This window comes from candidate division WOR-3 bacterium (genome assembly GCA_039801085.1).
Lineage (GTDB): Bacteria > Hydrothermota > Tepidihabitantia > Tepidihabitantales > Tepidihabitantaceae > JAOABP01.
Genome location: JBDRTY010000005.1, coordinates 33,503 through 58,566, shown reverse-complemented (window position 1 = coordinate 58,566; position 25,064 = coordinate 33,503). Strand labels below are relative to the sequence as shown.

Sequence of the window (25,064 nt, the reverse complement as noted above, 5' to 3'; positions counted from 1 at the left end):
CGCTTCAGCATTGACACGAGTGCAGTTGCCGTTATCATATTCAGCAGGATGGAATCGCTGACGATTAATACCCAAAAGCTCACTGAACTGATTGATATCACAGCGCAGATTAGCCGGCTTGTAGAAAAGAGCCGTATCCGCTCCGGTATCTGTATCCTATATGTACCGCATACGACTGCGGGCATTACGATCAACGAAAGTTATGACCCGGATGTGGCTGAAGATATCACTGCGCTGCTCAACCGGCTCATCCCGTCGGATCTGTCCTACCGCCACACTGAAGGTAATGCCGACGCCCATATTAAATCGGTGCTCATCGGCACCTCTCTGGTGATCCCGATTGAAGACCACCGGCTGGCACTGGGGCGGTGGCAGGGGATATTTTTCTGTGAATTTGACGGACCCAGAACCAGGGAATGTCGAGTAAAGATTATCGGCGATAGAAATAAATCAAAATCACAGGAGGAAAAATGACACATAAAAAACTTTTTGTCCCCGGACCAACTGAGGTGCGGGAAGAAATACTTAAGGCTCAGGCACAGTGGATGATCGGCCACCGATCCAAGGAGTTTGGTGACCTCAACCACCGGTGCATAGAAAAGACCCGCCAGATCCTCAAAACCAATAACTATGTATTCTGGTGGACTGCCTCCGGAACCGGACTGATGGAAGGCGCTATCCGCAATGTTGTCCGTAAAAAGGTACTACATACCATTAATGGCGCCTTTTCCGACCGCTGGTTCAAAATCTCCCAGGCGTGCGGCAAAGAACCGGGCGCGGTGCGGGTGGAGTGGGGTAAGGCGGTCCGGCCGGAACTGGTTGATGCCGAACTGGCTAAGGGGGGGTATGAAGCGGTAACCATCACCCAGAACGAGACCTCAACCGGTGTGCGGGCACCGATCGAGGAGCTCGCCACCATGATCCGGGAAAAATATCCCGATGTCCTGATTTTAGTCGATGCGGTCTCAAGTCTGATGGGCGACTGGTTTGACATCGACCGGCTTGGTCTGGATGTGGTGGTTGCATCAAGCCAGAAGTGCGTAGCACTCCCACCGGGTCTGGCGGTGGCAATCGTTTCCCCACGGGCAATGGAAAAATGCCGGACAATTCCCGATCGTGGCTACTACTTCGACTACGAGGCGATGCTCAAGCGCTATGAAAAGGACCACCAGACACCCACCACACCCGCAATCTCCCTTTTCTGGGCACTGGACAAGGAACTGGACTACATCCTTGCTGAAGGCATGGAAAAGCGGTATCAGCGCCATCTGGAAATGGCAAAATTCACCCGGGAATGGGCGAAAAAATACTTTGCGGTATTCCCGGAGCCGGGCTACGAATCGGTCACCCTCACAACCGTTACTAATACCCGGGGTATCAGCGTCAAGGATCTGAACACCGCTCTCGGCGAGCGGGGCATGCAGATCTCAAACGGCTACGGTGACCTTAAGGAAAAAACCTTCCGGATTGCCCATATGGGAGATCTGACATTAAACGATATTCAGGAAGTTACACAGGCGATCGTTGACATTCTGAAACTGTGAACCGCTGGATCGGGCTCGGGCTGGTACTGGTTGCCACCAGTCTCGCTCAACCGGTCCTGAACCGGACCCAGGTGCGTGCCCGGTTCCAGCCCGAGCCCTATACCGACGCCCGCTATCTCCGGCTGGCAAGCGGCAAAATAATTGATACCCGCACCGCCACTACGCCAGCTGAAATCTCCTCCCGCTACTGGCTCCTGCACTTCACTGCTCCAATTTACAGCCACTGGCTTACCACACTGAAGAACCGCGGACTTGTTCCGGTCGCCTATCTCGCCTATCAGACACTGGTGGTGCGGTCACCTGCCGGTTGCACCTCTGATTCAATTGAGCTGCTCTGCCAGACTCTGCCGATTGACTGGCACGGGCCATTTCTTCCGGAATACAAATTTGCCCCGGAACTCCGAAAACTGGGTGCCCGCGTCACCAAGCTGACCTGCGCCTGCTGGGAACCGGCAAGAACTGAGACACTTGACCTTTCGGCTCTCAACCTGGATGATCGCAGTCGTCGTCTCGAAAGCCTCGCTGCCCGGGATGGGATCTTTTGGATTCAAGCCCGTGAAAATCCAGTACCATTCAATCGCAACGTGCAGTGGGTCCTCCAGTTTGGCTGGGACAGCGTCATACCGGACCCGGCTGGAAGCCGGCGCATCTGGCGTTGGGGCATCCGGGGACAGAACATGCTCATTGGGCTGTTTGACTCCGGAATCAACACCGAACACGACATGTTCTTTGACCCCTATTTTCCCCTGACTCAACCGGGCATCTATCCTGATCACCGCAAGATTACCGCCTATAAACTTTACTACAATGCTGCATTCGGTGACGCTGCTGGTGCCAACTATCACGGCTCAGCAGTTGCGGGCACCCTCGCCGGAGAGGATTCAATCAACGGTAACGAAAGCAATCTTGAGGGCATGGCACCTGATGCCCGGATCTATTTCTTGGACATCGGCACCGCCAGCGGTCAGTATATCTATTCTGATGACCTCACCGAAATGCTCGACTCGGTCCGGCTCGGCCTCGGCATTTCAGAACCGGTCCGTCAGGTATCCGGTTCCTTCGGCACCATGGATTACCTTTCCGAATACCGGCTGGCAGATGCCTCGGTGGATGCGGTCTGCTGGCAGGACAAGAAATTTCTGGTAATCTGGGCAGCAGGCAACGGCGGTGGCACCCGTTACAAACTCGGTCACCCCGCCTGTGCAAAAAATGCACTCACCGTCGGCGGCTGTGGTAATGGTACCAGGGCGAATTTGATTTACTCCCTCTCCTCTGCCGGTCCAACCCGTGACAACCGTCTCAAGCCCAATCTTGTGGCACCGGCAGAGAGCATCTGGACCGTTTATGGCGGCGGGATCAATGCCTACCGGGTCCGGGAAGGAACCAGCTTTGCTGCACCCTCAGTCAGCGGCGCGCTTACTCTGCTCCGTCAGTACCTGAAAGAAGGGTGGCACCCGACCGGCCAGCCAGACCCAGAGCACTCCATTTGCGAACCCAGCTCGGCGCTGATGCGGGCATTTGCCATTACTGCCGCCGACACAACTGTTGGCCGGGAAACCATCCCTGACATCCGCACCGGCTGGGGCAGACTGAACCTCTCCCGGATTATGCACTTTCCGGACGACTCACTCACTCTGGTGTTTGTGGACGAAACCTTGGGGCTGGCAACCGGAGAATATGATGAATATGAGATTACCATTAACCGCCGGGAACCACTGCGTGTAGTTTTGACCTGGACCGACACGGCGGCCATGCCCAACGCCGAAATCGCCATTGTCAATGACCTGAATCTCGAACTGGAAAGTCCAGACCACAACCGCTACCGTGGCAATCAGCTCGCATTAAACCAGTCGATTCCCAATCCCGTGCTTTGGGATGAGCGTAATGTTGAGGAACTGATTCAACTCGCCCGGCCTATGACCGGCACATGGAAAATCCGGGTTTATGCACGCAATGTCTATACTGCTCGTCAGCCCTATGCGCTCGTGGTCCGCGCTGGAATGCAGGAAACCCCGGGAATCGGGGAAGTAACGAATCTGATCCGTCTGCCAACTCACATCTGCCGGCTCGCTCAGGCTCAAATGTTAATTCCGCCCGGTGCCCGGCTCCGGCTCTGGTCGATCACCGGTGTCCTCGTTGCTGATGTCTTAAATAATCAACCCTGTCCCCGCTATTGGAAAGTTCCCAACACACCAGCTGGCATTTACTTCCTCCAGACAGTAACTTCGAACTCGGTCCAGAACGGTAAAATCATTCTCCTGAAATAACATTCAGCAAACACTCCGGCAGAACTATTATCTTTGACTTCTGAGCCCTGCCCGCTTAAAATAAGTTTTAAAAAACAGGAAAGGAGTTCGAATTGAATACCGCTGATTACATTCAACTTGAAGAAAAATACTCGGCACACAATTATCACCCGCTGCCGGTTGTGCTCTGCAAAGGTGAAGGGGCCTGGGTGGAAGATGTTGAAGGCAAACGTTACCTCGATATGCTTTCCGCCTATTCGGCACTCAACCAGGGACATCGTCACCCGCGCATTATTCAGACCCTGATTGAACAGGCAAACCGGCTGACCCTGACCTCAAGGGCGTTTTACAATGATCAGCTCGGTCCGCTCTGCCAGCTGCTTTGTGAGATCACGGGGCAGGAACAGGTGCTTTTGATGAACTCGGGAGCGGAAGCGGTTGAAACCGCAATCAAGTGTGCCCGGCGCTGGGGCTACACGAAAAAGGGGGTAGCGCCCGATCAGGCCGAAATCATTGTCTGCGCCAACAATTTTCACGGTCGAACAACAACAATCATCAGTTTCTCCACCGAATCGCTCTACCGGGATGGATTCGGTCCGTTTACCCCGGGCTTCAAAATCATACCCTATGACAACCCTGACGCACTCGAGCAGGCAATTGACAAAAACACCGTCGCCTTCCTGGTGGAACCGATTCAGGGCGAAGCCGGAATTATCGTCCCCCGTCACGGCTATCTGCAGCGTGCCCGTGCCATCTGTCATCAACACAACATCCTCTTCATCCTTGATGAAATCCAGACCGGCCTGGGCAGAACCGGACGCCTCTTCTGCTACCAGTACGAAGATGCCCGACCGGATGTCCTGATTTTAGGCAAGGCGCTGGGAGGAGGTTGCATGCCAATCTCCGCGGTTCTTTCGTCCCGCGAAATCATGAGCGTATTTGTACCTGGTAATCATGGCTCAACCTTCGGCGGCAACCCCCTCGCCTGCGCGGTCGCAAGAACCGCCGTCAGCGTAATCATAGAGGAAAGACTGCCTGAACGCTCAGCTGAACTGGGCACCTATTTTCAGAACCGGCTGGCAGCCCTAAACTCCCAAAAAATAAAAGAGATCCGGGGACGCGGTCTGTTCACCGGTGTTGAACTTAAACCCGAAGCTGGTACTGCCCGGGAATACTGTGAAAAACTGCTCCAGCTCGGCATCCTTGCCAAGGACACCCACAAGCAGGTAATCCGGTTTGCACCACCGCTCGTAATCACCCGGGACGAAATCGACTGGGCGCTGGAACGGATTGCTCAGATACTTGCATAACTTTATGCGTCTGCTTGCATTGCACCATCCTGCCGATCTCAATTCCGAACTCGCCCGGGTGGGTGTTGACCAGCGCGCCTGGGCGATCTTCGCCCAGAAAGCCGAGGTCATTCCGCTCAAAATTACCGGTATCTCGGTAGCAGCCGGCAACATCCTCAAACAGACCGCTCTTGTCTGCGGCGCGGACTGCGCCCTGCATCGGGATGCCATCTCCGGAAGGGTGAAGAAAACCGATGCGATCCTCTTTGCCACCCTGCGCCAGTATGAACAGATCTGCCTCCGGCTGAAGAAACAGCCGGAATGTGCTGCCCGGCTCATCACCGAGATCCAGACCCTGCTTGCTGCTGCCCGCGAGCCGCAGTACCGGGTTAAACTCGGCCGCAACACCATGAATCTCAACCGCACCCTGATCATGGGCATTATCAACATAACCCCCGATTCCTTCTACGACGGTGGCCGGTATCTCAATCCGCATGCGGCACTGGAACGGGCAAATCAGCTGGTGGAAGATGGTGCGGACATTCTGGATATCGGTGCCGAATCCACCCGCCCTGGTGCAGAACCGGTGTCTCCGGAAGAACAGCTGAAACGGATCCTGCCCGTACTAAAACCGCTGGTAAAAAAGACACGGGTGCCAATCTCGATTGATACAACCAGCTCCCGGGTTGCTGAAACCGTACTTGCCGAAGGTGCCGCACTCATTAACGACATCTCCGGACTGAAGTTTGACCCCGCACTTGCCCGGATCTGCGCCCGATACAGCGCCGGCTTAATTCTGATGCACATTCGCGGCACCCCGCGCACCATGCAGCGCAATCCGGTGTATAAGGACCTGATGGCGGAAATTACCGGCGAACTCCGGAAGTCAATTCATCAGGCGCTTGAAGCCGGCGTCGGCTTTGAAAACCTGCTCGTTGACCCGGGTATCGGCTTTGGTAAAAAACCGGAACACAATCTGGAAATCCTCCGCCGCCTTGCTGAACTGCGTACCCTGAACCGGCCGATTGTAATCGGGCCATCGCGGAAATCATTCATCGGCCATGTCCTCAATCTCCCTCCGGAAGAACGGCTCGAAGGCACCATCACCAGCTGCATTGTCGGAGCACTCAACGGCGCCAGCATCGTTCGGGTTCATGATGTTCTACCGGTCCGGCGGGCGCTGCAGATACTGACGGCGATTCAGTTGGATAGAAGCCGGGCATGATTTCCTTTATCCGCATCCGGCCGGTTGACATTATCGACATTCTGCTGGTTACGGTCGCCACCTACTACTTCCTGCGCTTTATCCGCGGCACCCGGGCAATCCGCATGCTCTATGCCCTGCTCTTCCTTGTACTTGTCGGTACCGTCGCCCGCTGGCTTGACTTCAAGGCACTCGGGCTCATCATCAGCTCTCTGACTACTGTCTGGCTGGTGGCGTTTGTCATTCTCTTCCAGCCGGAAATCCGTAACCTCCTCTCCCGATTCGGCCGTGCCCGCCCGATCCGTTTCCTCTTCCGCCCGACCGCTGATTCAACTCTGGTTGAGGAACTGGTAGCCGCTGCCGCCCAGTTAAAGGAGCGGAAAATCGGTGCCCTGATTGTCGTGGAACAGGAGATCGGACTGCGCGAATACACCGAAACCGGCAGCCGGCTCGAAGCCCGGATCTCCGCACCACTGCTGGTCTCGATCTTCACCCCGCCCTCCCCACTCCACGACGGTGCGGTCATCATCTCCGGCAACCAGATCATCGCTGCCGGCTGCACCCTGCCGCTGGGCGAAACCGAACCCGGGCTGGGAATGCGCCACCGTGCTGCTGCCGGTATCACTACCCTGACCGATGCGGTCGCCATTGTCGTCTCGGAGACCACCGGCAACATCAGCTTTGCCCGCCGGGGTCGACTGTTAATCAATTTGACACCATCGCAATTGAAGTATAATTTAATGCAGACAATTTTGAAGGTATAATGAACCAAAGGAGCTTAGAAGATGAATGAATCACGCTGGCGCCTGGTTATCTTTCTCCTGATATTTCTGGTGGTTCTGGGCGTCTATCTCTACAGTGTTGCGCCCACCGCATCCTTCTGGGACTGTGCCGAACTGATCGCCGTCTCCTACATTGCCGGTATTCCTCATCCCCCCGGCACACCGCTGTTTGTCATGCTGGGCAGAATCTTCACCATGCTGCCAATCGGTCGGGAAATCGCCTTCCGGGTAAATCTCATCCCTGCCCTGTTCGGTGCCTTCTCTTGCGGACTGCTCTATCTCATCGTCATCAAGATTCTTGCTATCAACGCTGCCACAGAAAAGAACCGGCGCCCGTGGCTACCGCACATTGCCGGTGCCTTCGGTGCCCTGATGTGCGGGTTTGCCTATTCCTACTGGGATAACTGTGTCGAGGCTGAAGTCTACGGTCCCTGTGTGGTCATCGCCCTGACTGTGCTCTATCTGGCGCTTGTCTGGCGAGAAGGCCGGGAAAGAGGGACCGGTGACAACCGTCAGATTCTCGCCGCCATCTTTCTGCTCTTTGTCGCCACCGGCATCCACTTCACTCCGATGCTCGTGGTCTTTGCGGTGCTCATCTTCGCCCTGCTCGTTGACCGGCAGGCGGTGATTCATCTGCGTTTCATTGAATTCATGGTCGGCTATCTGCTGATCCTGACCGTGAATGAAATGGGGCTCTCTGCCGGCACCTTCATCGTTGTGCCCCTGATCCTTGCCGGCACTTATTATGCCATCCGGATCATGGAGCGCTCGGAGAGAAATCTTACTCTGCTCTACGGGCTGGGGATTCTGGCTGGCGTCTTCCTCGTCGCCTACATCGGCGCCGGACAGAAACTCATGGATGACATCGTCCTCTTCCTCGCCTCCCCGACCGTTGCCTTCATTGAGCGCTGGTTCCGCTCGCCGGCGCTGGTGATTCTCTTCATCCTCGGCTACGGCGGTTACCTCTACTGGCTCCACACCCGGAAGAAACTGCGTGCCGGCTATGTTGGTCTGCTCCTCGGACTGGTTCTGCTTGCCGGCACAGTCCAGTTCATCATGCTCATCCGTGCCCGCCACTATCCGGCGATCAACGAAGTGGAACCGGCACGCTGGCGCGACTTCGTCAGCGTGCTCAAGCGGGAGCAGTATGACCCGATGCGCCTGTTCCCGCGCAAGACCCAGTTTCTGACCGAAGATGAATGGCGGGCTAACCGCAATCCGGTCTTTGATGTCTTCCGCGCCTATATTGAGCAGATCGCCTTTTACACCCGCTACTTCCTCTGGCAGTGGGGCAACGAGCGCTTTCTGGATGTCCTCTTTACCAACATTCCCCGCATCTTTCTCCGGCTGGGCTGGCAGGGAATACTGGGACTGATTCCTCCGCTGCTCGGCATCTGGGGTATGGTCCATCAGTTCAAGCGGGACAAGAAATCATTCGCCCTGATCTTTGTTGCCTTCATCGTCGCCTCGCTCGGACTGCTCACCTATCTCAACCTGAAATTTTCCCCCTCCGACCCCAGACCCGAGCTCAAGTTCCGGGAGGTGCGCGAGCGTGACTACTTCTTTGCCTTCTCATTTGTCTTCTATACCATCTTCATCGGTAATGGCGCCTATGCCCTGCTCAAATGGCTTGATGCGGAACTGAAGGATAAAAAATTTGCCCCGATGCCCGTTGTTGCCGGACTCTTCCTTGCCTTCGGATTTGCCCCGATGCTGCTCAATTACAAGACCGTCACCCGGCGCCACAACTGGATTCCCGCTGAATACGGCTATAACATGCTCGTCTGCTGTGAGGGGGACAAGGCGGTTGTCTTCACCAACGGTGACAACGACACCTTTCCGCTCTGGTTCATGCAGACCGTGCCCTCAATCGTGGCGGACAACGATCTGAACTTCGGCAAAAATGTGGCAGTCGCCAACCTGTCACTGCTCAACACCGTCTGGTACTGCAAACAGCTCAAGCGCTGGGGGGCACCGATTTCCTTCAGCGAGGAAGAAATCGAGCGCCTGCCCCAGGGATTTGTGACCAAAAACAACCGGGTGGTCCTGCTCAAGGATATCATGATCCGCAACATCGTTGCCACCGCCGGCGGAGTGAGGCTCATCTGGCCTCAGGATTATGAGTCCACACCGCAGGAGTTCATGGCGAAGGTATTCGGTCCCGGTTATCAGCCCCGCAGCCCGGTCTATTTCGCCACCACCGTCTCCCCCGACAATATGCAGGATGTCCAGCCTTATCTCCGGCTGGAGGGTCTGGTCCAGCGGGTTGTCGGCGAACGGGAAAAGATTCCGGGTGAAGGACAGATTGACACCGCCCGCACCCGCCGGCTCCTGTTTGAGCAGTTCAAGATGAAATCGATGCTCGACCCGCGCGTGGAGAAGGATGAAAATACCCGCGGCCTGCTCATCACCTATGCCCATTCCTACCTCCTTCTGGCAATGGAATACGCCCGCGCCGGCAACTATGCCGCTGCCTGCTCAACACTGCAACCGGCACTCCGTTTCGAACTGGAAGCACCGCAGAAGATGCTCCTCTTCTATCACTACTCCCGCTTTTCAGCACTGAGCAGTAACTACTCCGCGGCACTGATGGCGGTCGATTCGGCACTCGCCTATGCCGGTGACGACCCCAGACTCCGGCTCGAACTGATACTCCAGCGCGGTCTGATCGCTCAGGGCATGGGCAACTATCCGGAGGCAGAGAAGATGTTCCAGCAGGCGCTGGCGATGTACCCGGATGAATGGCAGCTCGTCAATGTCCTCTACCGGCTCTATGTTGACGACCTGCACGATTATAACCGCGCCCGCACGCTGCTTGCCGACTGGCTCCGGCGTCATCCTGCCGACTCCAATGCCGCCCGGCTGCTGCACTCGCTGCCTTAAACTGGATGCATGAGTTTGCCATTACCAGCAGCCTGATCAGTCAGGTAATCCGGGAAGCGGAAAAGAACGGTGCCCGCAGAATCCGGCGGATCACCCTGCTGATTGGGGAACATTCCTCAGTTGTCCCCGAATGTGTCCGGTTTTACTTTGACCAGCTCAAGGATCATCCGCTACTGGAAAGTGCCGAGCTGGAATTCAGACCGGCTCCGCTCCGCCTGCGCTGCCCGAAATGCGGACAGGAGTTCGGATCAGTTGAAGAAATGTGCACCTGCAATGCCGGTGCTGAAATCACCGGCGGTGATGAACTGACAGTTGAAAGCATTGAAATTGAGTAAGGAGGCTTTATGAACGCAATGCTTGTACTCCTGATTGTCCTGCAACCGGGATTGAAGGTTGAGTTCACCGGGACCCAAACCAGGGTGCCGGGTATGCTCACCATCACTCCGGCAGACCTGCCAGCAGGTCTGCCGGCAACCGACGAGCTCCAAATCATGCCCGGCTGGCCGAAAAAGGTAACCTACAATCCGCAGTTCGGACCGGCACGGGGCGCCACGCTGGCTGATCTTGACGCTGACGGCCGGCTTGAGGTGATCATGCCCTCAACTGCCGGACAGCTGCATGTCTGGCGCTACGATGGAAACTATTATCCCGGCTGGCCGAAAAGTTTTTCCTATATGGGCCAATATGCGGCGGCAGCAGCCGACATCGACCGGGACGGCCAGATTGAGATTGCCATCTGTACCCGGGGAATGACCAGCGGTGGTGCGGTCTATGTCTATGACCGCAACGGCAATGTCAAGCCCGGATTTCCCTTCACCGGTCTGGTCAATGGCAACTTTGCCGATTCACCCACACTGGCGGACATTGACGGCGATGATTCACTCGAGATCATCGTCGGCGAACGGGACTGGCCGATCGGTCATCTCCATGTCCTGCGTTACAACGGAACCCGTCAGCCCGGTGCCTGGCCCTGCTCGCTTGATCATGTACCTGCACTCGGCGCTGCGGTTGGCGATATCAACCTTGACGGTCAGGCGGAAATCGTCTACGCCTCCTATAACTCACTCTATGTCCTCCATCCTGACGGTACCATTCTGCCCGGCTGGCCTGTCACAAGTCCCAACGGCGCCAAGTTCTCCTACCAGTCACCCGCGCTTGCCGATCTTGATGGTGACGACACGCTGGAAATCATCGTCGCCATGCATCAGGGAACCCAGGGTGTCTATGTCTTCCGCCACAACGGCACGATTATGGACGGCTGGCCCTGCCCCTTCCCGCGCTGGACCTACTGTCCGCCCACGGTTGCTGATCTTTATCTCAACGGTGAGCTCAAGGTGCTGTGCGGTCTGTCCGGTGTGGTCGGTGGCGGTGCCTCGGTGCTCTATGCCCTGAGTGCTGACGGCTCAATCCTGCCCGGTTTCCCGGTTTATCAGCCCAACGGCGATGCGGCAGAGGGCAACATCACCGTTGCCGACCTTGACGGAGACGGCGACATGGAAATAATTTTTACGAGCAATCTGCTCTCCAACACCGACACCCTCGGCTACCTCTATGCGGTCCATCATGACGGTACACCGGTGTCCGGCTGGCCCCTGCGGCCAAGGGGCTGGACCTATCTCAATGGTGCCACCGTCGCGGATGTTGACGGCGATGACACCATGGACATCGTTGCTGTCTCCTATGATAACGCCAATACGATGAGCGTCACCATCTGGGAAACCGATGTCCCCTGGTTCCGGGACCGGTGGCAGTGGCCCACCTACCAGTTTGACATGCAGCGCACCGGTCTTTACCGGCATCCCGTCACCGGCATCAGTGAATACCACCATAATCTGCCGGGATATTTCCGGCTGGTGCCGGGAGTTGCCCGTCCGGGTGATCACATCCGGTTCCAGCCGGCACCGCTGAGATCGCTGCCGGTCCGGCTTTATGACCGCACCGGTGCCCGCATTTCCGGTCTCACCGCCAAAACCGATGGATTTGTGCTCCCCACCTGCCTCGCACCCGGCATCTACTTTGTTCAGACAGGAACCGGTCAAATCTGCCAGAAACTGCTGATTACCAGGTAATTCCGGAAAGAAAAAATAAGGGGGTGTCGGCCGACACCCCCTTTTGATTTACTGTCCGGGCTCAGCGTCTGATCACCAGTTTCTGGGAATCTATGCCACCGGGTGTAGTAATCTTCACCAGATACACTCCGCAGGCGAGCCGGCTCGCATCCCAGCGCAGCTCCAGTCTGCCCGGTTCCAGGTGCCGGTCAAGAAGACCGGCAACCTGCCGGCCGGTGATGTCATAGAGTGCAACCTGCACCCGTCCTGCCTGATTCAGGTTGTAACTCAGGCAGACCAGGCTGGAAAGCGGATTGGGAACAATTCTGATACCGGCAAATTCCGGACTCCGCTGTCCTCCTTCCTCCGCCTGAATCCCGAGATAGTTGTCATACCAGGACTGGGCGCTGTCCGCATTGGCTTCAAAATCGGCTGCCGAGGTGCCACCGACAAAGGCAAACGCCACCCGCTGGCTCGCACCCGGGTTGAGATTGAAAGGCCCGACCGAAACCCCGACCGACCAGTCATAGCTGCGGTTGGAGTTGCGCTGACTGACCGTGCCATTGAGAATCCGGAACTTCATCCCCTCGGTCATCGCCGAATCGGGATAAACATAGCGCGCATGGTCAATCGCACACAGGTTGGCAAAAGACTGCGGCTCAAGGATCTTCACCCCGACACAGGGGTTGGCGCTGGATGCGGACCGCATGTAGCTGAACCGCTTGGCCTCACTGCTTGTCACCGTATTCTGGGTCGGATCTGCTCCGACATCAAAGTCGGCAAAGATGCCGGCATAGAGACCGTTCACCGCACTTGAGCCCTGATTCTGAATATCATATACCAGCACGACAAAATCATCATAGCCGGGCTGTGCCGACATATAGCTGTTCTGAGTTATGCGCAGGTTTTTGGGGGTTGAATGCGCGGCGTCACTCAGGACCGCCCGGAACTGCTCATCCCCGGACTGCGGCGGGAAGATCATCCGCACACTGTCCACCAGCTGGAAATCGGTATTGATGCTCGAGGCGGGCCGGCCGTAGAACCGGTCCACGACATAACTTTCGCTGTTACCCACCAGCAGACTTGAATAGTAAAGATGACTCGCGCTCGTCTTCGGGTAGGAGAACCCGGCACCAAGATCCAGACTCGGCGGTTCGGTGAACCCAATTGAACCGAGCGCGGTGACGCTCAGCTTGCAGTTGCCGGTATCATGATTGACCCAGAGCTGTCCCGGCTGCTGGGGTGTGCCGACCGTCAGGCTGAAAGTCGGATTCCAGCTGCCTTCGTTGCTGATAATATTCAGCGTGAAACTGATCTGGCTGCCCGGCGGTGTTGAGGCGCTGGCGGTCAATCGGTATCGGTCGCCCCGGGCGGTGTCATTGGCATTCAGCGTCCCGTAGCTGGCGGTGGAATCGCTCATCGTGATATAACCCGAAGCGGTGCGCAGTCTGCCCGTCACATTTGTTGCCCCGGCACTGCCGATATTTTTCACCGTCACATAGAGATCCGCGGTCTCGCCCGGATCGAGCTGGTTGTTGCCCCCGTCATCAACAAAGGTCCGGATAATGGTGATATACGGCTGAGGTGTGCCCGGCACCACCACCACCATCTTCTCCACCGGCAGATACTGCTTGCGGCTGACCGTGAGGTACAGCGTCCCTGTGGTCAACGGATTGATGGTCACCGTCGCAACCCCGCTGCCGTTCGTATACCCGACCTCATGCACCTCTCCCGGCTTGTAGCAGCAGACCAGCGCGCCGACCACCGGTGAACCGCTGCTCGTCACCGTCACCTGAAAACTCTGGGCACCGGTCGTGATCGTATCCCGGTTCTGGGCGCTCATCGTGCCCGGTGCACCATTCCACAGCGGCAGTGCCGGATCCCCGAACAGATTCAGCTCATAATAGCACCAGCGCCACACCGCCTGACTCTGGGCAATGTAACCGTAGACATTCTTGCTTGAACAGTGATTTCTGCCGATCTCCACCGTATCGCCGATGAAGTAATAGTCATAAAACATGCAGTCCAGCTTCTCACTCGGACCCATGGTCGGTGGTGTTCCCCAGCCGTAACGGGAGTTCATGATCGTGGCAACCGCCCCGCCATTAGCATTGTTCATCAGCGCCTCAGCCAGACAGTCCTCAGCCTCAAAATTGCCCGAGATGCAGGCGATCGAGTTCAGAATCACCGGCCGGGTCGAGTTGGTCTGACCGCTTGCGGTGCTGGTCGTGTAAATCGGGGTTCCGCTCTCGGTGTAAAACCCGTAATCATCGCCGTGGGCAGCAGCATGACAGAAATGATATCCCCGGTTGATTGAATCCCGCATCGGTGTGGTGGTAGTCGGGTTGGCAATATAGGCATCGGTCCAGCCGGATGGGGTCTTGGCAGCAATCGTCTCTGAGACCACCCGGCCCGAATAGCCGGATGAGGACCAGAGCATCACATAGGGAAGAAGCATCCGCTGCAAATAGTCGGTCGTCGGCGTCTTTTCATAAAACAGCGTCTTGCTGATAAAGGTGCTCACCTGGGTCGCATTGTCCACCGATGCCCGGCCCAGAAACAGGTCGTAGAACAGATCCACCGTATCACCGCTCATCTCGCCGAAGATGTTATTCCGGTTACCGTCCCAGGACCACTGCAGGTCCGCATAATAGAGATCGGCCGGAATGTCATCGGTAGTAGTTCCGACCACACACCTTGCCCGGCGTGCCGGTACCAGTGAGTTGTCACCCGCCAGCAGAACATAGATCAGCCCGTGATTGGTCCAGTAGTCAATGATGAAATTCCGGATCTTCTCCTGCAGGTCCCGACCAGGATAGCGGGCACTGATCGAGTCGGTGCGGAAGATGCGGGTGTAGAGTCCCTTCTTCGTCCGCCAGTCAACCAGACTCTGAAAACTGCCAGCCAGTGTCGCATTGGTGATAATCGCATAATCGCAGTCCATCTGATCCGTCTGCCGGACCTCGGGTGCGAATCCGCCTACATCCTCCGGATTGACCACAACACTGCGCACCGCCGGCGCAAACGCCACCAGCTGGCGCTCGGAAAGCCGCACCGGACTGACCGCCCCCTCCTGATAGCTGACCCTCACCTGCAGCCGCCGGTAAAGAGTCAGCCTCCCGCTCGCCGGCTCATACTGGAGTGGATAGACTCCAAAACCGCACACCCGCCAGCCCATCATCGTGCCGGTATAGCCGTTCCAGTCATAAAACCTGCCCGGAAACGGCTCACTCCGGGTATAAATCTGCGGGTCCGGGGGAACAAATCCGGGCTGGCTCTTTGCCGAAAGCACCACCGGCTCCTGTGCCGGATGAACCCGGTAACTGCCGGCAAGCTCCTCAGTCGCCAGCGGAATAACCTCAATCCCGGTCACCGTTGCATTTGCCGGCACAGCAACATTCACCGGCACCACCGGCAGCGCCGGCTTGCCCGGCTCGGTAACCGAACCGGCATTTTTCAGCTGAACCACATCATAGCCGTTGACACTGGTAATGCTCAGCTCAGTTGGGCTGAACTCCAGTGTTTTCGTAATCATGCCGGCAAAAAGCAGGACCGGCACGAGCAGCACCGCATACCTTTTCATTCTGAACTCCTTACGGTTGAGTTAAATTACCAAAGAAAAATCTGATCTCCCGCTCCACATCCTCAGCCGGATTGGCAGCATGGACCGCATTGGTCCGGACCGAAGTCCCGAACCGCTGTCTGATCGTCCCGGGTTTTGCCTTTGCCGGATCGGTCGCACCGGCAAGCTCCCTTACCCGCTGCCGGGCGTTCTCACCCTCAACCAGCAGGGCAACCACCGGACCGGAAATGATGAACTCCACCAGCCCGGTAAAAAAATCCTTACCCCGGTGAATTGCATAGAACTCCTCTGCCTCGGCACGGGAGAGCCGGCGCATCACCAGACCGGCGATCTTCAGTCCGGCACGCTCAATCGTGGTGATGATCTCACCGATCACCCCCCTTGCCACCGCATCCGGCTTGATCACGAGCAGCGTCTGCTCCACAAAGCATAATTTTAAATTGCGGTGGGCAGAAGTCAATTAAGGTCCGCTATTTTATCACTACCACGCTGGTCAGCTTCCGGTTGCCGGTCCCGGCGCACACAAAATACAGACCGGCATGAACTTCTCCGAGAAGGTTTATTCCGGGAATGACCCTCATCACCTGTCTTCCAGTCGCATCCATCAGCGCCCCTTCGGCATCTGCCCGGTAAAAACCGTTTCTGATCACTGTCAACCGGGATCGGGAAATCGCACCTACGGTGAGTAACGGCTCGATAACGCCTGCGGGCTCATAACCCAGTGTGGCAAAGTCCGAGCCAGTACCCGCCCCCTCGCTTGTGCCGGTCACATAAACCCTGCTGCCAGCACATAGCACTGCAGCCGCCTCGTCAACACCGCCTGCCGGACCGTCATACCGGTAGCATCCACACTCGCTCCCATCCTCACTGTATCCTATGGTCAGATAATCACTGCCCGTGGCCGTGCCGGCACTATAACCGGTAACATATATAAAACCGGCCTGACCGGCGGTGACCATCCGGGCTTCATCATCTCCTCCTGCCGGATCATCATAGTGCCTCACCCATCGCTCAACACCGCTGGTGTCATATTTGACGGTTGCGAAATCAAAATCACCGTCCGGACTCTGGCTGCAACCGGTTACATAGATATAACCGCTGCTGTCAAGGGTAATACTGTTTGCCCGGTCCACCCCGTCTGAGGTTCCGTTATAGCGTCGCACCCAGACCAGCCCGCCGTTTGCGCTGTACTTGATCGTCGTGAAGTCGGCATTGGTGTTAAGGCCATGACTGACCCCTGTCACATAAACATTCCGGTCCGGATCAACCACCAGCCCGCGGGCTTCATCCCTGCCTCCCGCCGGGCCGTCATACCTTCTGGTCCAGACGGTATCGCCGTTAAAACCGTTCACCCGGAGCGTAACATAATCCTCAGAGTTGCCGGAGTTGCCCGCAATAAAAACATCCGGATAAACCGGGCTTGCCACCTGAACCGGATAATCATCTTCGGCGGTTATGTAGCTGCTGATCCACGCCAGCGAACCGTCGGCATTATATTTCAGCAGTCTCATATCACGGCCGGTGGTAGCACCGGTTGAAAACCCGGCAACATAGACATTTCTGCTGTTGTCAATGGCAACTGCCAGCCCGGCGTCGTCGCTGTTGGTGGTACCGAAGGTCGCCAGCAGCCGCTGGGAGCCGTCAGTGTTATAGACCAGCGTGATGATGTCGGTACACTGGGAATCGCGTTCAGCGGTGCTGCCGGTAACCACCACCCGGCCGTTCCGATAAGCAACTGCCTTTGCCTCATCGTCACCATGGACACCACCGTCCACCCTTACCGCCCAGAGCGATTCACCGGCAGGACTGTATTTAATGATTACAATATCGCTCCCCATTGTCCCACCCCGGCTCGTTCCGGCAACATAAACATTGCCCTGTTCATCACAAACCATGCCGGCAACGATATCATCATCATTTGCCGGTCCATTATAACGGGCAACCCAGTTCTGCGCCCAGCCGGCAAAAAATGCGGTCAGAACTACCATTGAAATCCGGCGCACATCCTGCCTCCTTTGTTTATAAACTCTCCACCGGCATTATAATTAAAATCCTGCTGCCGGCAAAGAATCTTACCTTTACTACCTTGCCACCGTCTCAGGCTTAATCACGAGCAGTGTCTGCTCCGTAAATATAACCTGCGGTCGGGTGGAGGCAATTGTACAGTACGGTGCGCTAATTATTGCACATTGACTAATAACATCCAAAACTGCCGCTGGCCGCAATTTACCTTTTTTAGCTCAAAGCAATCTGGGGAGATTAAAACTTGAGAGAAAATCCTTTATTCGCTTTTCTGCCAGCGTCACATACTTTTGATTTATCTCGTAACCCAAATAACAGCGCCCAGTCTTGATCGCTGCAATTGCTGTCTGTCCGCTTCCCATGAAGGGGTCGAGCACAACTTCGCCCTGAAATGTATAAAGCTGAATCAACCTGTAGGGCAATTCTACCGGGAATGGTGCCGGATGGCCAACTTTTGATGCCGGTTCAGCAGGAAATGTCCAAACGCTTTTGGTAAATTCCAGAAACTCCTCTTTTGAAATAGTGCTTTTTCTGCCAATGTTTTCTCTTGAAAACATATCCTTGGAAAATATCAGAATATACTCATGAATATCCCTTAAAGTTGGATTTTTAGCTGAAAGCCAAGAGCCCCAAGCTGTTGATGGACTACTGCTTGAAGCTTTATTCCAGATGACTTCGCCTCGCATTAAAAATCCTAAATCGAGCATATCCTCAATAATAAAAGTATGAAGAGGAATATAGGGCTTTCTTCCCAGATTGGCAATATTTATGCAGGCTCTACCTCCGGGGACAAGAACTCTTTTAACTTCCATCCATACTCTCTTCAGAAATTCCCGATATTCATCAAGTGTCAGGTCTTCATCATACTGCTTCCCTACATTATAAGGGGGTGATGTCACCATCAGATGTATCGAGCAGTTGGGCAACTCTTCCATATTTTCGCTTGTTTTGCATAAAATTTTATTCAGATACTGATCCGGAATTGGATTCTCTTTATATTTTTTAATCTTCTCTTTAGGTAATCCCTTGTAAAGTCTGCTAGTATAAAATGGAGTTGAATCGTGATTAATCCTTCCCGGGGAACCAAACGCGCTTGTTCTTGTTCCATTTTTGACTTGACTTTTAACCATTCATTCCTCCTGCCAGAGATCAACCCACCTTTTGTAGGAATTAAATTCGATGGATCCCCTTTGCCAAGTTATCTCGATTCTTTTTGACATACTGTCGTATGCAAGTTTCGATAATGCATCTTTTGTAATTTCGACCCCTCTTGGATTCGTCCCCGGTTTAGGAAGTTTAATGTAATTATACCGGCCCAATTGCTCAAAAATTCTTTTCTGAACCTCTAGCGGAATGTAATAAAATCCACCATTATTATTCCAGTTTATTTGTATCAGTAGCATATCACAACTGGGATAATACTGATCCCGAAATTCGTTTGCCTTCTGCGCATCAACCGTCCAGATCAACTTTACACCTCCTAGTCCTGTGCCGGTAACAGTCTTAATTGAAATCGGCTCTCCATACAATTTTACATCTACCTCTGGCTCGGTTATGGGAATTTCCGTCTCAACATTTGCCTCGCCAAACTTGTAAATTAGCAAAGCAACTATTATTCTCTCACGGATTGAACCAACCTCCATACCTACTTTGCCCGCCCGTGAACTTTCAATTTCTGCAAGCTGAAACAAGTAAGGCAGACGCCTCTTTATTTTTTCAACAAGGCCTTGGTCATCGAAAATTTCCACAACGCGACTGGGCATTTATCTTATAATATAAATAATCTCAGCTTGTTCAAGCATTTGCTTGCCCGGAGAATTTATTTGAGTCATAATAGCCTTTTATTTAACATCTTTTTAAGAGGAAAATTTATGTTATCAACTTACAAAATTACAAAATTTCAATGGGTTAGTAAATTAACAGCGGAAAAAGTCTGCACGGGGGGCAGTTCCCTCTACCCTGCCCGCACCTGCATCATGCCCTGTTTATACTATAACCCGTAAACTTCGGGGCTGTTTCTGCGGATACAGACTCAGACTTTCTACTGGCTACTGGTAACATCGGCAAAGTCTGAACCGCTCCTGCTTGACAGGTTTTAACCACAGATTATGCTTGACTATGATCTGCGTCTATGAGGATGAGAACTGGGGTAACTTCTATCCGCTGATTCAGCTCCGGCCCGTGTTTGACCTGCTTTTCGGCTGCCGGACACTCTTGGAGAAACTGCGCCGCCGCTATCCAAGAGAAACCTTCAACCTCTGGGTCCGGGATGAGCTCGCCGAACTGGTGCAGGAACAGCATCCCGAATGTCTGGTCAACCAGCCGGTGGTGCCGCCGGTGCTCTTTATCTCCGCCAGTGCGGTCCTGCTGGAAAAACTGCCGGTCAGCGGTCCGGAGGAGGTTTTTGTTGTGGAAAAACGCATCGCCGGTTTCCGGCTCAGTCAGCCCCGCTCCTGGAAACCCGGCTTTCTCGGCCGGGTCCAGCTCAACCTGCCGGAAAGGGAGGTTAATGCCCGGGTCTATTCATTTATCTGGGAGCTCGTCCGCGACAATCCGGCTGAGCTGATCCGAGAACTCCGCACCTCAACCCGCAGTTCCGGCGGTGTGATCAAGAACCGCTCGGCCCGGGTGCACCGCACCGCGGTCATCCTGAGTGAACAGGGTCCGGTTTATCTGGATGCCGGCTGCGAGGTCCGGCCCCTTTCCCTGATTGAAGGTCCCTGCTATGTCGGACCGGGCACGGTGATCGATGGCGCCCGGGTCCGGCCCGGCTGTTCCTTCGGACCGCGGTGCAAAATCGGCGGCGAGGTGGAGTGCTCAATCTTTCTGGGCTATGTCAACAAGCACCATGAGGGGTTTATCGGCCACAGTTATGTCGGCGCCTGGGTCAATCTCGGTGCGCTGACCACCTGCTCGGACCTGAAAAACAACTACCATCCGGTCCGGCTCCAGCTCAAAAGCCGCCTGATTGACACCGGCATGCTCAAGCTCGGCTGTCTTGTCGGTGATCATGTCAAGACCGCAATCGGCACCATGATTCCCACCGGTGCAGTGCTGGGCACCTTTGCCAACTGGTTTGAGCCCGGGCCCGCACCAAAACAGCTGGGGGCTTTCGCCTGGGGCAGAACCGGCAGATGGCGCCGGGAGGAGATCCTGGACTGTGTCCGCCGGATGATGGCACGGCGGGATGCGGCACCAGGCCCGGCTTATGAAAAACTGCTGCTGAAAATTTTTGAGCTCGGCATGACCGATGAGTTTCTGTCTCGGCGCTGACATCGGCGGCACCAATATCAAAGTCGGGCTGGTGGATGAGGGTGGCAAAATCGTTGCCCGGCGCCGGCTGCGCACCGACCCGCAGGCTCCACCCGGCACGGTGCTGGAACGGCTCGCCCGCACCGCCCTGGCAATGGCAGAGAAGCATGCGGTCGCCGGTTTCGGAATCGGGATTGCCGGACTGGTTGATCACCGGGACGGAATTGTCTTTACCTCCCCGAACCTTCCCGCCTGGGAATGGGTGCCGGTCAAAGACACACTTGCCCGGCTGACCCGGCTGCCGGTCTTCTGTGCCAATGATGCCAATGCGGTAGCACTCGGCGAATGGCTCTTCGGCGCTGCCCGGGGCAGTGCGAATGCGCTGGTGATCACCCTCGGCACCGGGGTTGGCACCGGCATCATTGCTGAAGGCCGGCTGCTCTTGGGAGCAAACCATTATGCCGGCGAACTGGGCCATACCGTAATCTTCCCGAACGGCGTCCCCTGCCCCTGCGGCAATCGCGGCTGTCTGGAGCGTTATGTTGGTGCGGAGGCAATAGTTCACCGCTGTCGACGCCTGCTCCGCCTCCAGCAGCGCCGGCTGGCATCAGGCCGGAATCAGCTGACTCTGTTTGGCGGTGCCAGTGAACAGCAGAGCCTGCTTTTTGATCTGATCAACTACGACTACCGGCGTCTGACCCCGAGGGAAATCGGCATCGCCGCCCGCCGAGGCGACCGGCTCGCCCTGCAGGTCGTGGAAGAGACCGGCAGACTGCTCGGGCTGGGAATTTACAATGCGCTTATGATTCTTGACCCGGAAATAATTGTGCTCGGCGGCGGAATCAGCCGGCTCGGCAGACCCCTGCTCCGTGCGGTCCGGAAATCGGTTAACTCCCGGCTCTACGGCACCAACCGCAGATTCCGGATTGTCCTCTCAAAACTGGTTGATGATGCCGGCATCCTCGGTGCCAGCCGGCTGGGTCAGATTTTCCCCGCCTCAAACTAAATTTTCTGCCAGAGAAACTCCCAGAGCGAAACCCCGCGCACCCGCTTCTCCATGATAAAACTGCCCTCAATGATAAAGGGCCGGAACTCCTGGGCATAATAAAGCCGGCGCTGGTTCGGGTCCCGGGCATAGAAGCGCATCCCCTCATTCACAATCCGGCGCAGGGTGGCATCGTATTTGCCGTCCATGGTCTTGAACCCCATCTTGATCAAGGTCACCAGCATCGCCACATGGCGCGGATAGGCAACCACCGAATAACCCCGGTTCTTCTTGCACAGCGCCAGCACCAGCTCGACCATGAACTGGGAATAGTTGCCGCCCCGGAACTTTGGGCGCATGTATGCCCGCGTGAGTTCCCAGCGGTCCAGATCCCTGCCTTCGGCATCCAGCCAGCGGGGGTCAATCCGGTCATAGCCCATCCACTCCTCACCTGAGCGCTGGCTGCCGATGTAAACCTCAAGGATGTGCTCATCCGAGATCGGGTCATGATAACGGCGGACACAGAACCAGTGGTCATCAACCACAATCTCGGGCTTGGGCGCCACCAGCTTTGCCTCAGATCGGGACATGATGTAACTTTTCGTCGACTCGTCGGTCTCGCACGGAATCTGCTCCACAATCCGCTTGATCCAGTTCCGGTACTGTCTGGGTGTAATCATTGCTTCTCTCCAAACAGCTGTTTCAGCTTCTGCTCCAACTCCTGTTCATCATTCACGAGCACCTTGCGCGGCTTGGAACCGGCATGCGGTCCGACAATCCCGGCACGCTCCAGCTGGTCAATGATTCTGCCCGCCCGTGCCCAGCCGACATCCAGGCGCCGCTGGAGCATCGAAACCGATGCCTCCCGGTGAATCACCACCTGGCGCGCCGCCTCGGCAAAGTACTCGTCATATTCATTACCATTGCCGGCATCACTTTTGCGCTCGGCACGCACCGCCGCCAGCTCCTCCTCAAGCGGTTCATAATAACGCCGCTGCAGCAGATTGTCAACAACCTCCGCCGGCAGAATCTCCCTTAAAAGCTCCAGCTTTCTGCCTCTTGCCCGCCGCGGGTCATAAAGCACCTCCACCACATCCGCCTCAACCAGCGCCTGTGCCTTTTCCGCTGCATCCTCCACCAGTTCGCTCAAAAGCCCGGTAAGATAGCGCACCGCCCAGAGCTCCACCACCTGCTTTGCCGCCCGCTCCGAGACAAAACAGCCGTGCAGCCGGACCGCTTCGCCCTTGCCCGGCGGCAGAAAGAGCATGTCACCCCGGCCCAGAAGCGACTCGGCACCGTTGGCATCAAGGATCGTCCGCGAGTCCACCTTGGTTGCCACCTGAAATGCAATCCGGCACGGGAAGTTCGCCTTGATCAGCCCGGTGATCACATCCACCGAGGGCCGCTGGGTTGCCAGCACAAGATGAATCCCGACCGCCCTTGACATCTGGGCGAGCCGGATGATCCGCGCCTCAATCTCCGCCGGTGCCCGCTGCATCAGATCCGCCAGCTCGTCAATGATCACAACGATATACGGCTTTTTCCTCTTGCCCACCTCCTCACAGCAGGCATTGAAACTGGTGATATCCCGGACCCCGAGCTCGGCAAACTCGCTGTAGCGGGCTTCCATGATTTCCACGATCCGGGTCAGCTCATCCACCACCCGCTCCGGGTCGATCGTCGTCCGGGACAAAAGGTGCGGAATCGGATTGTAGATCGGCAGCTCCAGCTGCTTGGGGTCGATGGTCAGAAACCGGACCTCCTCCGGGGTTGAGCGGTAGATGATCGACATGATGATCGTATTGATGCAGACCGATTTCCCCGAACCGGTGGTGCCGGCGATCAGGACATGAGGCATCTGCCGCAGATCAGCACAATAGGGCTCACCCGTGATTGTCGTGCCCAGGGCAAAACCCAGCGGTGAATCGAGCTGGCGGAAGGCATCACTGGTCAGCACCTCCTTCAGATAAACAGTGCGCCGGCTCTTGTTCGGAATCTCCACCCCGACCGCACTCTTGCCGGGAATCGGCGCCAGAATCCGGACCCGCTCCGCGGAAAGTGCCAGGGCAATGTCATCGGCAAGACTCTCAATCCCGCCACAGCGGACACCGGGCGCCGGCTCAAGCTCAAACCGGGTGATCAGCGGTCCGGAAAGGATGGCGGTCAATTTGCCGTCCACCCCGAACTCCCGGAGCTTTTTCATCAGCAGCTCGCCCTCCGCCTGTGCCTCAGCCGGGTCTTTGAAAATTTTGTCCTGCGGTCCGGGCTGATCCAGCCGGGCGAGAAACTCCTGCTGAAAATCGTCAAGGTTGATCCTGACCGGCTTCTTCGCCGGTTTCGGTACGGTAATCACAACGGCCGGCTCGACTTCTGCTTTCTCCGCTGGCGGTGTCTCAACAACCGGCTCCGGTGGCGGCTGGACCGGGACTTCCGGCGTCGGCACCTGCACCCGCGGACGCCGGCGCAGGCGTTCAACCAGCCATGAACCTGCCACTTTCAGCCACCGGTGGGAAAAGGGCATGCTCAAGCCGGAAAAGGCAAGAAGAATGAGGAGTGCGGTAACCAGCAGCATCAGGGTTCCGATGCTGCCGATAAGGAGATTCAGTCCCTGCACCACCGCCTGTCCGCATCTGCCCGCGAGCCGTTCCGGTGCACCGAGCCAGGCGGTAAAAAACTCGAGGAAAAACCCGTAAATCACAATCAGGACCGGCAGCACCAGATCCTTTTTCCTGATCCGGCGGAACCAGAGCACAAAACCGAAGTAGAACGCCAGTCCCACGAACATCAGGCTGCCAAGCCCGAAAACCGCGGTCAGCAGCCAGGCAGTGAGTCTGCCGGCAGCACCCCCGAAGTTGTCAATGCCGGTAAGCGGACCCTCCAGCCGGAAGCCCGCCGGATTGCCCGTGCCACTATAAAAGGAGAGAATGACCGCACCGATGAAGACCCCGGCCGTCAGCAGCACAAACGACCAGAACCGGCGCCAGGAGCGTACCCGGGCAAACCACATCACCACCGCCACACCCGCCAGAACCGGCAAAAGCAGGGCAAAACCGCCGGTAAGCCGGAAAAGCCAGCCTGCCAGCAGTTTTCCCAGCGCGCCCGTCGAACCACCAAAAAGAAAGGTAACCAGCATTGCCCCGGTGTAAAGCACAAGAGCAACCGCCAGCACCTGCAGCGCAAACCGGCGCACCCGGTTCCCTTTACTCCTTGCCATTGACAACCCGCC

General features: G+C 56.2%; 18 protein-coding genes. 11 read left to right on the top strand and 7 right to left on the bottom strand.

The annotated features are described in order from the left end of the window. Positions 1–48 precede the first annotated feature (48 nt). The 9 genes from ABIK48_08185 (at position 49) to ABIK48_08145 (ending at position 12,017) form a co-directional block, all read left to right on the top strand. Positions 49–474: a secondary thiamine-phosphate synthase enzyme YjbQ gene (locus ABIK48_08185; GenBank protein MEO0022135.1), complete on the top strand. Its 426-nt coding sequence runs from the start codon at positions 49–51 to the stop codon at positions 472–474. Beyond that, on the top strand, positions 471–1,544 hold the full coding sequence (locus ABIK48_08180; GenBank protein MEO0022134.1) for an alanine--glyoxylate aminotransferase family protein: 1,074 nt from the start codon (positions 471–473) through the stop codon (positions 1,542–1,544). Before ABIK48_08185 ends, ABIK48_08180 begins: the two co-directional genes overlap by 4 nt. Further along, positions 1,541–3,811, top strand: a complete 2,271-nt coding sequence (locus ABIK48_08175) for a S8 family serine peptidase (GenBank protein ID MEO0022133.1) — start codon at positions 1,541–1,543, stop codon at positions 3,809–3,811. The genes ABIK48_08180 and ABIK48_08175 overlap by 4 nt, the downstream gene beginning before the upstream one ends. 92 nt (positions 3,812–3,903) lie before the next feature. Further along, a complete protein-coding gene (rocD, locus tag ABIK48_08170) occupies positions 3,904–5,100 on the top strand; it encodes an ornithine--oxo-acid transaminase (GenBank protein ID MEO0022132.1) in 1,197 nt (398 codons plus the stop codon). Between the two features lie 4 nt (positions 5,101–5,104). After that, complete coding sequence (gene folP, locus ABIK48_08165; protein ID MEO0022131.1) at positions 5,105–6,304, top strand: dihydropteroate synthase; 1,200 nt, start codon at positions 5,105–5,107, stop codon at positions 6,302–6,304. Then, positions 6,301–7,047, top strand: a complete 747-nt coding sequence (gene cdaA, locus ABIK48_08160; protein ID MEO0022130.1) for a diadenylate cyclase CdaA — start codon at positions 6,301–6,303, stop codon at positions 7,045–7,047. The genes folP and cdaA overlap by 4 nt, the downstream gene beginning before the upstream one ends. Positions 7,048–7,068: 21 nt before the next feature. Then, the gene (locus ABIK48_08155) at positions 7,069–9,948 is read left to right on the top strand and encodes a DUF2723 domain-containing protein (GenBank protein ID MEO0022129.1); all 2,880 of its coding nucleotides are present in this window, start codon (positions 7,069–7,071) and stop codon (positions 9,946–9,948) included. Between the two features lie 5 nt (positions 9,949–9,953). Continuing rightward, positions 9,954–10,283 carry a hydrogenase maturation nickel metallochaperone HypA gene (locus ABIK48_08150; GenBank protein MEO0022128.1) on the top strand — a complete coding sequence of 110 codons (330 nt, stop codon included), beginning with the start codon at positions 9,954–9,956 and terminating at the stop codon, positions 10,281–10,283. A gap of 9 nt (positions 10,284–10,292) precedes the next feature. Continuing rightward, positions 10,293–12,017 carry a VCBS repeat-containing protein gene (locus ABIK48_08145; protein ID MEO0022127.1) on the top strand — a complete coding sequence of 575 codons (1,725 nt, stop codon included), beginning with the start codon at positions 10,293–10,295 and terminating at the stop codon, positions 12,015–12,017. 61 nt (positions 12,018–12,078) lie between these two features. Here ABIK48_08145 and ABIK48_08140 read toward each other — a convergent pair whose 3' ends face one another. From ABIK48_08140 to ABIK48_08120, 5 genes are all read right to left on the bottom strand, one after another. Then, positions 12,079–15,579 (bottom strand): C25 family cysteine peptidase, encoded by a 3,501-nt coding sequence (locus ABIK48_08140; protein ID MEO0022126.1) that lies wholly within the window; start codon positions 15,577–15,579, stop codon positions 12,079–12,081. Between the two features lie 10 nt (positions 15,580–15,589). Next, a complete protein-coding gene (ndk, locus tag ABIK48_08135) occupies positions 15,590–16,003 on the bottom strand; it encodes a nucleoside-diphosphate kinase (protein ID MEO0022125.1) in 414 nt (137 codons plus the stop codon). 46 nt (positions 16,004–16,049) lie between these two features. Beyond that, on the bottom strand, positions 16,050–17,582 hold the full coding sequence (locus ABIK48_08130; GenBank protein MEO0022124.1) for an SBBP repeat-containing protein: 1,533 nt from the start codon (positions 17,580–17,582) through the stop codon (positions 16,050–16,052). Positions 17,583–17,819: 237 nt separating this feature from the next. Beyond that, positions 17,820–18,731: a site-specific DNA-methyltransferase gene (locus ABIK48_08125; protein ID MEO0022123.1), complete on the bottom strand. Its 912-nt coding sequence runs from the start codon at positions 18,729–18,731 to the stop codon at positions 17,820–17,822. Beyond that, complete coding sequence (locus ABIK48_08120; protein ID MEO0022122.1) at positions 18,732–19,364, bottom strand: ThaI family type II restriction endonuclease; 633 nt, start codon at positions 19,362–19,364, stop codon at positions 18,732–18,734. It lies immediately after the preceding gene. Between the two features lie 355 nt (positions 19,365–19,719). On the opposite strand from ABIK48_08120, the gene ABIK48_08115 reads away from it, so the two are divergent. After that, positions 19,720–20,874: a putative sugar nucleotidyl transferase gene (locus tag ABIK48_08115; protein ID MEO0022121.1), complete on the top strand. Its 1,155-nt coding sequence runs from the start codon at positions 19,720–19,722 to the stop codon at positions 20,872–20,874. Beyond that, a complete protein-coding gene (locus ABIK48_08110) occupies positions 20,852–21,859 on the top strand; it encodes an ROK family protein (GenBank protein MEO0022120.1) in 1,008 nt (335 codons plus the stop codon). Before ABIK48_08115 ends, ABIK48_08110 begins: the two co-directional genes overlap by 23 nt. Here the strand turns inward: ABIK48_08110 and ABIK48_08105 are convergent. Then, positions 21,856–22,518 carry a hypothetical protein gene (locus tag ABIK48_08105; GenBank protein ID MEO0022119.1) on the bottom strand — a complete coding sequence of 221 codons (663 nt, stop codon included), beginning with the start codon at positions 22,516–22,518 and terminating at the stop codon, positions 21,856–21,858. The two genes, ABIK48_08110 and ABIK48_08105, sit on opposite strands and share 4 nt — an antisense overlap. Beyond that, positions 22,515–25,052: a DNA translocase FtsK gene (locus tag ABIK48_08100; GenBank protein MEO0022118.1), complete on the bottom strand. Its 2,538-nt coding sequence runs from the start codon at positions 25,050–25,052 to the stop codon at positions 22,515–22,517. The genes ABIK48_08105 and ABIK48_08100 overlap by 4 nt, the downstream gene beginning before the upstream one ends. Between the last annotated feature and the right edge of the window lie 12 nt (positions 25,053–25,064).

Bases quoted from the DNA above. Each gene is read 5' to 3' on its own strand.
- ABIK48_08145 (MEO0022127.1), top strand. From the start codon at position 10,293: ATGAACGCAATGCTTGTACTCCTGATTGTCCTGCAACCGGGATTGAAG.
- ABIK48_08125 (MEO0022123.1), bottom strand. From the start codon at position 18,731: ATGGTTAAAAGTCAAGTCAAAAATGGAACAAGAACAAGCGCGTTTGGT.
- cdaA (MEO0022130.1), top strand. From the start codon at position 6,301: ATGATTTCCTTTATCCGCATCCGGCCGGTTGACATTATCGACATTCTG.
- ABIK48_08150 (MEO0022128.1), top strand. From the start codon at position 9,954: ATGCATGAGTTTGCCATTACCAGCAGCCTGATCAGTCAGGTAATCCGG.
- ABIK48_08105 (MEO0022119.1), bottom strand. From the start codon at position 22,518: ATGATTACACCCAGACAGTACCGGAACTGGATCAAGCGGATTGTGGAG.
- ABIK48_08180 (MEO0022134.1), top strand. From the start codon at position 471: ATGACACATAAAAAACTTTTTGTCCCCGGACCAACTGAGGTGCGGGAA.
- ABIK48_08115 (MEO0022121.1), top strand. From the start codon at position 19,720: ATGATCTGCGTCTATGAGGATGAGAACTGGGGTAACTTCTATCCGCTG.
- folP (MEO0022131.1), top strand. From the start codon at position 5,105: ATGCGTCTGCTTGCATTGCACCATCCTGCCGATCTCAATTCCGAACTC.
- ABIK48_08155 (MEO0022129.1), top strand. From the start codon at position 7,069: ATGAATGAATCACGCTGGCGCCTGGTTATCTTTCTCCTGATATTTCTG.
- ABIK48_08140 (MEO0022126.1), bottom strand. From the start codon at position 15,579: ATGAAAAGGTATGCGGTGCTGCTCGTGCCGGTCCTGCTTTTTGCCGGC.
- ABIK48_08120 (MEO0022122.1), bottom strand. From the start codon at position 19,364: ATGCCCAGTCGCGTTGTGGAAATTTTCGATGACCAAGGCCTTGTTGAA.
- ABIK48_08100 (MEO0022118.1), bottom strand. From the start codon at position 25,052: ATGGCAAGGAGTAAAGGGAACCGGGTGCGCCGGTTTGCGCTGCAGGTG.
- ABIK48_08185 (MEO0022135.1), top strand. From the start codon at position 49: ATGGAATCGCTGACGATTAATACCCAAAAGCTCACTGAACTGATTGAT.
- ABIK48_08110 (MEO0022120.1), top strand. From the start codon at position 20,852: ATGAGTTTCTGTCTCGGCGCTGACATCGGCGGCACCAATATCAAAGTC.